At 69.5% G+C, this 11,678-nt stretch carries 14 protein-coding genes; 5 read left to right on the top strand and 9 right to left on the bottom strand.

Annotation, left to right across the window (positions count from 1 at the left end; genetic code table 11):
• The first annotated feature begins 138 nt into the window (after window positions 1-138).
• The 3 genes from H4N64_RS39500 to H4N64_RS39490 all read left to right on the top strand — a co-directional run bounded on the left by H4N64_RS39500 (window position 139) and on the right by H4N64_RS39490 (window position 2,698).
• Complete coding sequence (locus tag H4N64_RS39500) at window positions 139-1,506, top strand: L-serine ammonia-lyase (RefSeq protein ID WP_186287448.1); 1,368 nt, start codon at window positions 139-141, stop codon at window positions 1,504-1,506.
• Between the two features lie 73 nt (window positions 1,507-1,579).
• Window positions 1,580-2,137, top strand: a complete 558-nt coding sequence (locus H4N64_RS39495; RefSeq protein WP_186287447.1) for a glycoside hydrolase family 25 protein — start codon at window positions 1,580-1,582, stop codon at window positions 2,135-2,137.
• A gap of 18 nt (window positions 2,138-2,155) precedes the next feature.
• A complete protein-coding gene (locus H4N64_RS39490) occupies window positions 2,156-2,698 on the top strand; it encodes an MOSC domain-containing protein (protein WP_186287446.1) in 543 nt (180 codons plus the stop codon).
• A 10-nt stretch (window positions 2,699-2,708) separates the two neighbouring features.
• Here the strand turns inward: H4N64_RS39490 and H4N64_RS39485 are convergent, their stop codons facing one another.
• Both H4N64_RS39485 and H4N64_RS39480 read right to left on the bottom strand, forming a co-directional pair.
• Complete coding sequence (locus H4N64_RS39485) at window positions 2,709-3,371, bottom strand: NADPH-dependent F420 reductase (protein WP_186287445.1); 663 nt, start codon at window positions 3,369-3,371, stop codon at window positions 2,709-2,711.
• Between the two features lie 99 nt (window positions 3,372-3,470).
• On the bottom strand, window positions 3,471-4,472 hold the full coding sequence (locus H4N64_RS39480) for a zinc-dependent alcohol dehydrogenase family protein (RefSeq protein WP_186287444.1): 1,002 nt from the start codon (window positions 4,470-4,472) through the stop codon (window positions 3,471-3,473).
• A gap of 101 nt (window positions 4,473-4,573) precedes the next feature.
• Here H4N64_RS39480 and H4N64_RS39475 point away from each other — a divergent pair, with 101 nt between their 5' ends.
• On the top strand, window positions 4,574-5,497 hold the full coding sequence (locus H4N64_RS39475) for an AraC family transcriptional regulator (protein ID WP_186287443.1): 924 nt from the start codon (window positions 4,574-4,576) through the stop codon (window positions 5,495-5,497).
• 66 nt (window positions 5,498-5,563) lie between these two features.
• Here H4N64_RS39475 and H4N64_RS39470 read toward each other — a convergent pair whose 3' ends face one another.
• Window positions 5,564-5,776 carry an EF-hand domain-containing protein gene (locus H4N64_RS39470; RefSeq protein WP_186287442.1) on the bottom strand — a complete coding sequence of 71 codons (213 nt, stop codon included), beginning with the start codon at window positions 5,774-5,776 and terminating at the stop codon, window positions 5,564-5,566.
• A gap of 47 nt (window positions 5,777-5,823) precedes the next feature.
• Window positions 5,824-6,741 (bottom strand): MerR family transcriptional regulator, encoded by a 918-nt coding sequence (locus H4N64_RS39465; RefSeq protein WP_186287441.1) that lies wholly within the window; start codon window positions 6,739-6,741, stop codon window positions 5,824-5,826.
• Window positions 6,742-6,791: 50 nt separating this feature from the next.
• Here H4N64_RS39465 and H4N64_RS39460 point away from each other — a divergent pair, with 50 nt between their 5' ends.
• On the top strand, window positions 6,792-7,424 hold the full coding sequence (locus H4N64_RS39460) for a GNAT family N-acetyltransferase (RefSeq protein ID WP_186287440.1): 633 nt from the start codon (window positions 6,792-6,794) through the stop codon (window positions 7,422-7,424).
• Between the two features lie 3 nt (window positions 7,425-7,427).
• Here H4N64_RS39460 and H4N64_RS39455 read toward each other — a convergent pair whose 3' ends face one another.
• The 5 genes from H4N64_RS39455 to H4N64_RS39435 form a co-directional block, all read right to left on the bottom strand.
• Entirely contained in the window at window positions 7,428-8,021 is a 594-nt protein-coding gene (locus tag H4N64_RS39455) for an ADP-ribosyltransferase (protein ID WP_186287439.1), read from the bottom strand.
• Window positions 8,022-8,093: 72 nt separating this feature from the next.
• Window positions 8,094-9,290: a YncE family protein gene (locus H4N64_RS39450; protein ID WP_186287438.1), complete on the bottom strand. Its 1,197-nt coding sequence runs from the start codon at window positions 9,288-9,290 to the stop codon at window positions 8,094-8,096.
• A complete protein-coding gene (locus H4N64_RS39445) occupies window positions 9,290-10,033 on the bottom strand; it encodes a polysaccharide deacetylase family protein (protein WP_186287437.1) in 744 nt (247 codons plus the stop codon). The genes H4N64_RS39450 and H4N64_RS39445 overlap by 1 nt, the downstream gene beginning before the upstream one ends.
• 61 nt (window positions 10,034-10,094) lie before the next feature.
• Window positions 10,095-10,598 (bottom strand): ATP-binding protein, encoded by a 504-nt coding sequence (locus H4N64_RS39440; RefSeq protein ID WP_186287436.1) that lies wholly within the window; start codon window positions 10,596-10,598, stop codon window positions 10,095-10,097.
• 285 nt (window positions 10,599-10,883) lie between these two features.
• Entirely contained in the window at window positions 10,884-11,651 is a 768-nt protein-coding gene (locus H4N64_RS39435) for an enoyl-CoA hydratase/isomerase family protein (protein ID WP_186287435.1), read from the bottom strand.
• Window positions 11,652-11,678: the final 27 nt, after the last annotated feature.

Below are 11,678 nucleotides of genomic sequence, written 5' to 3'. Positions count from 1 at the left end.
ATACAACGCCGAAGCACTCAAGGCCCGTGTGAAGGCGCTGGCCGACAAGCACCCGCTGTACCCCGGCCTGAGCAAGTAGCAGTTCCCTGGTGGGGGCGCCCGACGATGTGTGCCCCCACCCTGTTTTGAGGAGTTCCCGTGGCCATCTCGGTCTTTGACCTGTTCTCGATCGGCATCGGCCCGTCGAGCTCCCACACGGTCGGCCCGATGCGTGCGGCTCGCATGTTCGTCCGCCGACTGCGCAACGAGGGCCTGCTGCCCTCCGTTTCCTCGGTCCGCTCCGAGCTCTACGGCTCCCTGGGCGCGACCGGACACGGCCATGGCACGCCCAAGGCGGTACTGCTCGGTCTTGAGGGGGCCTCGCCGCGCACGGTGGACGTGGAGACGGCCGACGACCGGGTCGAGTCGATCAAGTCCACGGAACGTCTTTCGCTGCTGGGTGAGCACGAGATCGCGTTCTCCTTCGACGACGATCTGATCCTGCACCGGCGCAAGGCGCTGCCGTACCACGCGAACGGCATGACGATCTGGGCGTACGACGCCTCGGGCGCGGAGCTCCTGTCGAAGACGTACTACTCGGTCGGCGGCGGCTTCGTGGTGGACGAGGACGCGGTGGGCGCGGACCGGATCAAGCTCGACGACACGGTGCTGAAGTACCCCTTCCGCACCGGTGACGAACTACTGCGCCTGACGAAGGAGACGGGGCTCTCGATCTCCTCCCTGATGCTGGAGAACGAGCGGGCCTGGCGGACGGAGGAGGAGATCCGGGCCGGTCTGCTGGAGATCTGGCGGGTGATGCAGGCGTGCGTGTCGCGCGGCATGTCGCGCGAGGGCATCCTGCCTGGCGGGCTGCGTGTTCGCCGTAGGGCCTCGGTGTCGGCGCGCCAACTGCGGGCTGAGGGCGACCCGTTGGCACACGCGATGGAGTGGATCACGCTCTACGCGATGGCGGTGAACGAGGAGAACGCGGCGGGCGGCCGCGTGGTGACCGCACCGACGAACGGCGCGGCGGGCATCATCCCGGCGGTCCTGCACTACTACATCAACTTCGTGCCGGGCGCGGACGAGGACGGGGTGGTCCGCTTCCTGCTCGCCGCGGGCGCGATCGGCATGCTGTTCAAGGAGAACGCGTCCATCTCCGGCGCCGAGGTCGGCTGCCAGGGCGAGGTGGGCTCGGCGTGCTCGATGGCGGCGGGCGCGCTGGCGGAGGTGCTCGGCGGCTCCCCCGAGCAGGTGGAGAACGCGGCCGAGATCGGCATGGAGCACAACCTCGGCCTGACCTGCGACCCGGTCGGCGGCCTGGTCCAGATCCCGTGCATCGAGCGCAACGGCATGGCCGCGGTGAAGGCGGTCACGGCAGCGAAGATGGCAATGCGCGGCGACGGCTCGCACAAGGTGTCCCTGGACAAGGTCATCAAGACGATGAAGGACACCGGCGCCGACATGAGCGTGAAGTACAAGGAGACGGCGCGAGGTGGGTTGGCGGTGAACATCATCGAGTGCTGAACGTTCCCGCCGGGCGCAACCGGGGCATCAACAACTCCCGTCCCCCCGCACATACTTCAGGGAGCCCCCCACGATGCTGCGCGGCATTGACGTGAGCGCGTACCAGTCCTCGGCCTACGACACGGACGGCCTCTCCTTCGTCTTCATCAAGGCGACGGAGGGCCGTTCGTACGTCAACCCCAAACTCTCGGCCCAGACCAAGCGGGCCCGCGAAGCCGGTCTGGTGGTCGGCTTCTACCACTTCCTCTGGCCGGGCAACCTCACGGCCCAGGCGGAGTACTTCGTGAAGCACGCCCCGGAAAAGGCGGGCGACCTCCTCGCCGTCGACTGGGAGACGACAAGCGAGGGGACGCATGCGAGTAATGCGGAGAAGGATCTCTTCATCCGGAAGGTGAAGGAGAAGCGACCGAACAATCCGGTCATTCTGTACGCAAACCGGAATTACTGGCTCAACGTAGACAGGACGTCATACGCCGGCGACGGCCTCTGGATCGCCGACTACGTCACCGCGGGCAAGCCCCGCATCCGGGCCAAGTGGCGCTTCCACCAGTACACGGACGATCCGCTGGACAGGAACGTGGCGGATTTCGCCAGCAAGGCCGCTCTGCGGGAGTGGGCTGCGAACAGCTGATAAGGGGAGATTCTCGGCATGGGTGGGACCGTCACCGCGGTGAGCAGTAATGGCACGTACTCGTTCAGCAAGCCCAACCGCGACAGCGTCCGGCTGATCGCGGGGCTCGGGGTGGAGGGGGACGTGCATGCGGGGGTGACCGTGAAGCATCGGTTTCGGATGGAGAAGGATCCGTCCCAGCCGAATCTGCGGCAGGTGCATCTGATGCACGAGGAGTTGTTCGACGAGGTGCGGGAGGCCGGGTTCGAGGTCGCGGCCGGGCAACTCGGGGAGAACGTGACGACCCGGGGGATTGATCTGCTGGGGTTGCCTGTCGGGGCTCGGCTGTTGCTCGGGGCGCAGGCCGTCGTGGAGGTCACCGGGCTGCGGAATCCCTGTGCGCAGATCGACGGGTTCCAGAAGGGGCTCATGAAGCAGGTCGTCGGGCGGGGGGAGGACGGGCCCGTGCGGTTCAAGGCCGGGGTGATGAGCATCGTGCTCGTGGGGGGTGTCGTGCGGCCCGGCGACAGCGTCAAGGTCGAGTTGCCGGACGGGCCGCACCGGCCCCTGGAGATCGTCTGAACCGGCGGGATCAGGCCCTGAACTCCGGCTTGCGGTCCGGGGACGCCTCCGCCAGGGCCTTCGTGACCTCCTCGACGCCGGCCCGCAGGCCGTACACCGGCGTGTCCGGCTGCTGGCGCCAGGAGTCGTCGAGGCCGCCCGCGTCGACCGTGTCGTAGCCGAGTTCGTCGATCAGGGAGCGGACCTTGGACTTCGCCGGCTCGTCGTCGCCGGCCACCGGGAGAGCGATGCGGTCGGGGGCGTCGGCCGGGCGGTGACGGTCGAGGAGGTCCTGGGCGTAGGTGCCGTTGAAGGCCTTGATGACGGGGTGGCCGACCTGCCGTTCCGTCCAGCGGCTCTCGGTCAGGCCCTCGTCCTCGATCCCGGCGATCTTCCCGTCCCGCTGCTTCGGGTAGTAGTTGCCGGTGTCGATGACCGCGACGCCCTCCGCCACCCCGTCCAGGACACCTGCCGGGAGATCCGGTACGGCCTTGAGGGGAATGGTGATCACGACGATCTCGGCGCCGCGCGCGGCCTCCTCCACCGGCACGGGGGTCGCCCCGGTCTCCGCCGCCAGCTCCGTGAGCGTGTGCGGTCCGCGCGAGTTGGCGACGGAGACGTCGTGGCCGAGGGCGGTCAGTCGCCGGGTGAGGTTGCCGCCGATCTGGCCCGCTCCGATGATGCCGATCTTCATGACACAGCCTTCCGGAATTGATGCATGTACATACGTCTGCTTGCCGTGCGTCAACCCCGCAGCGATGCGGGCTATTCCGGTCCCCGCCCACCGCCGCCCTCAGAGCCGTACGACGATCTTGCCCGTGTGTCGGTTGGACTCCATCAGGCGATGGGCGTCCTGGATGCTGTCGAGCCCCTCGAAGACCTCCGCGACGACCGGCCGGAAGCCACCGTCGGCGAGACCGGCGTTGACGAACGCGGTGGCGCGGCGGCGGCCGCCGCTCGTGTCCGTGAGGGCCATGTTGGCGTACGTGTGGATCGTGAACGGCCAGTTGAAGGGGATCTCGGCGGGGCGGCCGTCCAGCCAGCCGTAGAGCACGACGGATCCGCCGGCCGTGAGCCCTTCGGCCAGGGTCCCGAAGCCCGGGCCGCCGATCCCGTCGAAGATCACCTCGACGCCCCGCCCGCCGGTGATCCGCTTGACCTCCTTGGCGACCGTGTCCCCTTCGGCCTCCCCGGTGACGATCACCTCGGCCGCCCCCACCTCGAGCAGCTGCTTCCGCTTGACCTCGGTCCGGGTCGTGGCGATCGGGATCGCGCCGATGCGACGGGCCACCTGGATGGCCGCGGTGCCGACACCGCTGGACGCGCCGGTGACGAGCACATGGTCGCCGGGCTTGAGTCCGGCGGTCTCCAGCAGGGCACCGTAGGCGGTGCTGTAGGTCAGCCAGGCGGCGGCCCCGGTCACCGCGTCCACGGAGGCGGGGCGGCGCACGACGCATGGCTCGGGCAGGACGAGGCGCTCGGCGTACACGCCCTGGGCGCTCATCTCGATGCCGGGGCCGGTCATCACCGGGTCTCCGACAGCGAGTTCGGTGACGCCCTCGCCGACCGCCTCGACGACGGCGGAGGCCTCGTAGCCGAGGCGGGAGGCGGGGAGCGTGGGCTGGTAGTAGTAAGTCCCGGCGCGGAAGAGGGCCTCGGCGCGGTTGAGGCCCAGCGCCTCCACGCGGAGGGCGACTTCACCGGGGCCGGGCTCGGGGACCACCGCGTCCTCGATCGTCAGTACGTCGGGTCCGCCGAGGTCGTGAAAGAGCACGGTGCGTGCGGTCGTTGGCATGACATCGACGGTATGGGCGGCTTCGGAGACGATCCATGTCTGCCGGTCCTCCGTTCATGTCCGTTCGTCTTCCTCCTTGACCGGCTGACTATCGTACGGACATGGATGTCCTCAGCGACGCGGTCGCCGCCATGCGCACCGGACGACCGCACTCCTCGCGCAACGACATGTACGGGCCCTGGGGCATGCGCTTCGAGGCCTCGGCCGGCGCCGGTTTCCATGTGCTGCTGAGGGGGTCCGCCTGGCTGGTCCCCGCGCGGAGCGAGCCGGTCGAACTCGGGCCGGGGGACGTGGTGTTCCTGGCGAGCGGGTGCGGACACGGGGTGGCCAGCGGTCTGGACGTACCGATGGAGGAGGTGCGGCTCAAGGACGACGGCACCTGGCCCGAACTGCCGCCCGATCCCGTGCGGTCGGGCCCGCCGACCACGGTCATGCTGTGCGGCGCCTATCTTCTGGACCGCTCCCGCGCCCACCCCCTGCTGACCGAGCTGCCGGAGGTGGTGCATTTGCCCGCCCGGGTCGGCACGCACCGTTCGCTGTGGGCGGCGGTGGAGCTGCTGGGCGCGGAGCTGGCGGAGCCGCGGCCGGGCTCGGACACCATCGTGACCTCGCTGCTGGACACCCTGCTGCTGTACATCCTGCGTGCCTGGTGGCAGGGGGAGGCGCGGACCGGCGGGCACCCCACGGGGTGGGCGGCCGCGCTCGCCGACCCCGCCGTCGCGGCGGCGCTGCATGCCATCCACGACGACCCGTCCCGCTCCTGGACGGTGGAGGAACTCGGCGCCCACGGCGGACTGTCCCGCGCGGCCTTCGCCCGCCGGTTCACCGCACTGGTCGGGGCGCCGCCGCTGACGTATCTGACCTGGTGGCGCATGACGACGGCCGGCCGGTTGCTGCGCGAGGACGACTCACCTCTGCGCCAGATCGCCCAACGCACCGGCTACACCTCGGAGTTCGCCTTCGCCAAGGCCTTCAAGCGGGAGTACGGCGTGGCCCCGGGTCAGTACCGGCGCCGGGCGTCGTGAAGCGGCACCCGGCCACGCGAGGGAAAGGGCGCCCGTCCACCCGGACAGGCGCCCTTTCCGCACGCGTCACTTGTTCAGCTGGGCCCAGAACTCGTCGAACGACAGCACCTTGTCGCCGTTGAGGTCGCGGCTGGCGATGATCGCCTCCGCGACGGCCTCGGTGACGTTCCAGTCGCCGCCCTGGGCCAGGGCGCTCTTGAACTCGGCCGCGGTGATGAAGCCGTCACCGTCCGTGTCGATCCGCTCGAACTGCTTGCGTGCCTCGTCGATGTCCGCCACCGATCCGCCCCTTCGTCATGCCTACTGCCGTGATTGCGAAGGTCAGATTAACCGTCCGTCCGCGCACGCAGCGCAGCGACCACCCACGCGAACTCCTCCGCGTGCTCGATGTCCGGCTCCCGGCCGTTCACGAGGGCGATCAACTGGCGGTAGCGATTGGCCTGCGCGTGGAACCCGGCCTCCAGCCGGTCCAGTACGGCGGCCCGGTCGGCGTCCGGGCCGAGCAGTTCGGCAAGGACCGGTTCCGCTTCCGGCGCGTCCGGGGCGATGCCCTGCGCGCGAGCCCGGCCGGCCAGCTCCACCAACCGCTTGAAGAACCACATCGAGGCACCGGGCGGGGTGTCCGCCCCCCGGTCGCGGGCGTTGAACTCCACCATCTGCCGCATCCGCGCCCGGAACTCGGGGTCCTGGACCAGCTCCGCCAGCTCCACCCACGCGTCCACCTGTCGCGGGGTCGGGTCGTCCGGCAGATCGACGGTGACGTGCCGCATCCGGTGGTTGATGTCGGGGTCCACTCCGTCGAGCCCGTGGAACACCTCCGCCACGAACTCCTCCATGATCCGCCTTCGCTCGGCGGCCGACAGCCGTGCCAGCTTGTTCATCAGGGTCATCTCCTCCGCGGTCGAACCGCGTCGCGCCACGGACGACAGCACCGCACGGGTCACTTTCAGCGACCGGATCTGCGCGTCCAGCGCCCGCACATGGGCCGCCGCGACCTCCGCCACGGTCGTCTCCCCGGCCAGTACCTTGCGGACGTCGTCCAGGCCGAGGCCCAGTTCGCGCAGCGTCCGGATCAGCTCCAGGCGGGCGGCGGACTCGGCGTCGTAGAGCCGGTAGCCGCCGCTGGAACGGGTCACCGGGGGCAGGACGCCCTCGTCGGACCAGTAGCGGATGGTGCGGACCGTCAGTCCGGTCGTCCTGGCCAGTTCGCCGATCGTGAAGAGTGCGGTGCCGTCGTCGATCACGTCTGGGAGTCTGGGCCTTCCAGTGGGTGGAGACTCAAGGAGCGAGCGCGATGGAGAGCCTGCCGGACATTCTCGACTCCGCGGCGCGCGGCGTGTTCCCGCCCGCCGACGGCGGTACGACCGTCGTGCCCCAGCACTCGCCCCGGGACGCGGGCGTCCTCGCCTTCACGGCGCACTCCGTCGTCTTCACGGACGAGGATCCACAGTGGGTGTACGACACCCTCCGCGCGCTGGACTGCGACGCGCTGGCCGCCACCATGAACGCCCGTTTCCTGGCCGCCTTCATGGCACGGACCGGCCGTACGACGGACACGATCGACGTGATGATGGTCGGCGCTCCCCTGCCGGGACGACCCGCCCTGGAGCTGACGGGGATCGACGATCCCGGGCATCCGCGGGTGATGTCCTCGCGCAGGCGGCGGGACGACGTCCGCGTGTGGGCGGCGCCGGGCGCGGTGCTCGTCCTCGGGCGCGGGATCGGCGGGCGTCTTGAGGTCGCCGTGGAGGTGGCGGAGGAGGTACGGCAGCGGGGGCTGGGGCGGGAGCTGGTCACCGCCGCGCGGCAGCTCGTCGGGGAGCCGGTGTGGGCCCAGGTCTCGGCGGGGAACGCCCGCAGTCTGCGGGCGTTCCAGGCGGCCGGTTACCGGCCCGTGGGCTCGGAGGCGCTGTTCGTTCCCCGGTAGGGGTCAGTGCCAGGCCTCGTAGTGCGGGTTGCTCTCGCAGCCGCTCATGATCTCGACCTTGGTGGACTTGTTCACCGGGCACACGCCGATGATGTATTTGCGGTCGATGCCGCCCGGGAAGGCCACCTCGACCTGGTCGGCCCACTTGTGCGTGTCACCGATGGTCTTGTTGACGTCGATGCCGCCGGGGGCGTCGATGTAGTAGTTCCAGCCGGACTTCCACCACGTCTTGTACAGGTCGTGGTCGTAGGTCGTGGAGACGTACGGGGAGGGCTGGTTGACCAGCACGTACTGCTCCAGGTCGTACTGACCGTTCACCACGTCCTTGGGTTTGAAGCCCTCCTCGAAGACGATCGAGGGGCCGCGGCCGTCGGCGCGGTAGAGGGTGCCGCAGGTCTTGCGCCAGACCGGCTCGGGGGTGATCCGGCCGACGTCGACACGGCGGTCGGCGGCGGCCTTGACCGGGTCGTCGTACTGGACGGAACAGTCGGCGGGAACGGGGGCCTTCGCCGGCGCGGTGGCCGCCGTCGTGGCGAAGACTGCGGCCAGGGACAGGACGACGGCAGCGGCGCGCCGCCGCAGAGGGGCTGTGGTCATGGAGAGCACAATTCCGGTTCCGCGGCGGCGCGTTGGGGATGTTCACTCGTCCGGCGGCGTGTCAACGTCACGTCAGCGGAAGATGCCGGTGTGGCCGAGCGAGTAGCGGCCCGGCTGCGGATACACCGCGAGGCCGTGCGGGCCGCTGCCGACCGGGATACGGGCCAGCTGGGTGCCGGTGCGGGTGTCGATGGCGTACACCTCGCCGTCGTAACGGCCCGACAGCCACAGGACCTTGCCGTCGGCCGAGACCCCGCCCATGTCGGGACTGCCGCCGTCGGGGAGATGCCACTTCTTGGTGAGCTTGTTCTGGGTGAAGTCGAAGACGGACACCGAGCCCTCGCCCCGGTTGGAGACGTACATCTCGCGGGAGTCGCGGCTGACGTACAGGCCGTGGCAGCCCTTGCCGGTGGGCAGCAGCTTCGGCTCGTCGAACTTGTCGCCGTCCAGGACCCACATGCCGTGGGCCATCATGTCGGCGATGTAGAACTTCTTGCCGTCCGGGGAGATCTTGACGTCCTGCGGCATCGCTTCGTCGAAGGGGAGCTTCTGCTGCCCGACCACCTTCATCTTCTGGGTGTCGACCTTGAGCAGTTCACCGCTGAACTCGCAGGAGACGATGAAGTACTTGCCGTCCAGCGAGAAGTCGGCGTGGTTGACGCCGTAGCAGGTGACCGGCTCCGTCTTGATCCGCTTCATGGTGTGCGGGTCGCGGAAGACGAGCTCGCGGTCGAGGGAGGCCATCACGACGGCGTACTTGCCGTTGGGCGTGAAGTAGAGGTTGTACGGGTCGTGGACCTCGACCTCCTTGCCCGCCTTGCCGGTCTTCGGGTCGATGGGGGTGAGCGTGTGGCCCCGGTTGTTGTTGACCCAGAGCGTCTTCATGTCCCAGGAGGGGACGACGTGTTGGGGCTGGCGGCCGACCGGGATCGTGTCGACGATCTCGTACGTCTTCGGGTCGATGACCGAGACCGTGTCGGACTCGGTGTTGGGGACGTAGACCCGGCTCGGGAAGTCCTTGACCACCGGGGAGAGCTTGTTCGGGCGGTCGGCGGCGTAGACGTCCTCCGGGTCCAGCACCGGGGGCATACCGGGCAGTCCGTGGACCGGTTTCTTCTTCGGCGGGGCGGGGACTGCGGCGGCCTTGGTGCCGCGGGCCTCCCTGGTCTTCTCCCTGGACTCCGTGCCACAGGCGGCGATGGCGGCGAGGGCGGCGACCGCGAGGAGGGTCGTTCTGGCGAGGTTGCGCGGGGTGGGGTGGCGGTGCATCAACTGAACAGCTCCGTGGTGGTGACGGCGGTCAGTCCGCGGCGGTCGAGGTCTTCGAGTACGGCGGGGAGGGCGGCGACCGTGTCCTCGTAGCCGAAGTGCAGGCTCACGATCGAGCCGGGACTGATCTCGGCGGCGAGGGTGCGGGTGATCTCGGCGGGGCCGGGTCGTGTGAAGTCGAGGGAGTCGACGTCGTAGGACAGGACGTGCGGGTAGCCGGCGTCGCGGGCCAGGCGGGCGACCAGGGGGGAGGCCCGGGCCGCGCGGGACGGGCGGAACCAGGTGCCGATGGAGCCGGTGAGGCGTCGTAGGCGCTCGGCGCAGCCGATGATCTCGGCCTGGGCCTGCGCCTCTCGCATCGTGTTGATGTCGAGGTGGTTCTGGGTGTGGTTGCCGAGGTCGTGGCCGGCGTCGAGGATGCGGTGGGCGAGTGCGGGGTTCTCGTCCAGCCAGGTGCCCACGGCCAGGACCGTGATGTGGGCGGCGTGCCGTTCGGCTTCTCGGAGGACCGCTTCGGCGGTGCTGGGGTCGCCGTTGCCGTGGAAGGTGAGGGCGACGCGGTGGGTGTCGCTCGGGCCGTGGGTGAGGTGGGTGGGGTGGCCCGGGATACGGCGGGGGGTGCGGTGTCTGGGCGCGATGTGGTGGGCGGCGGCGCCGGTGGTGGTGCAGGCGGCGGTGAGGGCCGTTGCGGTGACTAGTCCGGCGGTTGCTTTGAGAACCGTCCGGCGGTCGGTCTGGGTCACGTGCCCTATTTAAGGGCGATCAAGGAGCAATTCGGGGGATTTTCACCCCTGCGGCCTTACGTCAGCGGTCCGCCACCCTCATCTCGAACCATGTCGTCTTGCCCCTCGGCAGCAGATCCACTCCCCAGCGGTCCGCCAGCTTGTCCACCAGGAACAGGCCCCTGCCGCTGACGTCCATCTCCTGAACCGGCATCAGACACGGCAGGCCCCTCGACGGATCGCGGACCTCGATACGGATCCAGCCGCGGCGGCGGCGCATTCGGAGGCCGAAGACCCGGGCCCCGGTGTGGCGGACCGCGTTCCCTACCAGTTCCGAGACCAGTAAGACCGCGTCTTCCGTCATCTTCGCCGTCAGGCCCCACTGACGCAGGACGACCACCTGAGCCAGACGGCGGGCGGTGGCCGCGGATTCGGGGCGGGAAGGGAGCGGAACCTCCGCCTCCGTGGGATTGCCGAACAACTCCAGTGCCTTCACGGCGTGTTCGTCCTCGACCGTCGGCGACCAGCGCGCCGCGGTCGCACGGCCGTGTCCCCGCGGCTGTTCGATACCCTCCAGCCCCGCCATGCCCCCATCATGGCCGCCCAGAGCGCCCTCCGGGGCCGTTCCTGCGGAATACGCCCCCCGGAATCCACCATTCCGCGAGCGTCGGTTGGCATATGACAGGGGCAATTCAGAGTCCGTCGTACACCTTGTGGCCTGCGGCGGAGGCTCTGCTGATGGCAATCGACGGGCCTCCTCGACAAGACAGGCTTAAGGCCGCCTTAAGGCTCCCATAAACCGTCCCATCGAGGGACCCGGATCAGACATCGCGTCAATTGCAAGGGGTTCCGCGGGATTCGACGGAGTGAATCAGAGGAACTTGGCCTTGCCCGGGCCGTCCTCCACGAAGCTGCGCATCCCGGTCTCGCGGTCCGCCGTGGCGAACAGGCCCGCGAACCAGTTGCGTTCCACCGCGAGGCCGGTCTCGATGTCCGTCTCAAGGCCGGTGTCGATGGACTCCTTCGCGGCGCGCAGCGCGATCGCCGGGCCCTGCGCGAGCTTCGCGGCCCAGGCGTGCGCGGCAGCGTACACCTCCTGGGCGGGGACCACACGGTCCACCAGACCCAGCGTCAATGCCTCGTCCGCCTTGACCATCCGGCCGGTGAAGATGAGGTCCTTCGCCTTGGACGGGCCGACAAGACGGGACAGCCGCTGGGTGCCGCCCGCGCCCGGGATCAGGCCGAGCAGGATCTCCGGCTGGCCCAGCTTGGCGTTCTCCGCGGCGATACGGAAGTCCGCGCACAGGGCCAACTCGCAGCCGCCGCCGAGGGCGTAGCCGGTGACCGCCGCGACCACCGGCTTGGGGATACGGGCCACGGCGGTGAAGGAGTCCTGCAGGGCGCGGGCGCGCAGGACCATGGCCGTGTGGTCCATGGCCTGCATCTCCTTGATGTCCGCGCCGGCCGCGAACACCTTCTCGCCGCCGTAGATCACCACGGCGCGCACGTCCTCGCGGCGGGTCGCCTCCTCGGCGAGTTCCTTGAGGCGGTCCTGGGTGGCGATGTCCAGCGCGTTCATCGGGGGGCGGTCCAGGCGGAGCGTGCCCACGCCCTCGGCGACTTCGAGATTCACGGTCATGCTCCGCAGGTTAACGGTGACTAACGC

It is taken from the genome of Streptomyces cupreus, from assembly GCF_014257025.1.
Taxonomy (GTDB): domain Bacteria; phylum Actinomycetota; class Actinomycetes; order Streptomycetales; family Streptomycetaceae; genus Streptomyces; species Streptomyces cupreus.
This window is presented reverse-complemented; position numbering and strand designations above follow the sequence as displayed.

What these genes read in the sequence shown, in the direction of transcription:
- H4N64_RS39495 (WP_186287447.1), top strand. Translation starts at nt 1,580, where the DNA reads ATGCTGCGCGGCATTGACGTGAGCGCGTACCAGTCCTCGGCCTACGAC.
- H4N64_RS39490 (WP_186287446.1), top strand. Translation starts at nt 2,156, where the DNA reads ATGGGTGGGACCGTCACCGCGGTGAGCAGTAATGGCACGTACTCGTTC.
- H4N64_RS39485 (WP_186287445.1), bottom strand. Translation starts at nt 3,371, where the DNA reads ATGAAGATCGGCATCATCGGAGCGGGCCAGATCGGCGGCAACCTCACC.
- H4N64_RS39480 (WP_186287444.1), bottom strand. Translation starts at nt 4,472, where the DNA reads ATGCCAACGACCGCACGCACCGTGCTCTTTCACGACCTCGGCGGACCC.
- H4N64_RS39475 (WP_186287443.1), top strand. Translation starts at nt 4,574, where the DNA reads ATGGATGTCCTCAGCGACGCGGTCGCCGCCATGCGCACCGGACGACCG.
- H4N64_RS39460 (WP_186287440.1), top strand. Translation starts at nt 6,792, where the DNA reads ATGGAGAGCCTGCCGGACATTCTCGACTCCGCGGCGCGCGGCGTGTTC.
- H4N64_RS39455 (WP_186287439.1), bottom strand. Translation starts at nt 8,021, where the DNA reads ATGACCACAGCCCCTCTGCGGCGGCGCGCCGCTGCCGTCGTCCTGTCC.
- H4N64_RS39450 (WP_186287438.1), bottom strand. Translation starts at nt 9,290, where the DNA reads ATGCACCGCCACCCCACCCCGCGCAACCTCGCCAGAACGACCCTCCTC.
- H4N64_RS39440 (WP_186287436.1), bottom strand. Translation starts at nt 10,598, where the DNA reads ATGGCGGGGCTGGAGGGTATCGAACAGCCGCGGGGACACGGCCGTGCG.
- H4N64_RS39435 (WP_186287435.1), bottom strand. Translation starts at nt 11,651, where the DNA reads ATGACCGTGAATCTCGAAGTCGCCGAGGGCGTGGGCACGCTCCGCCTG.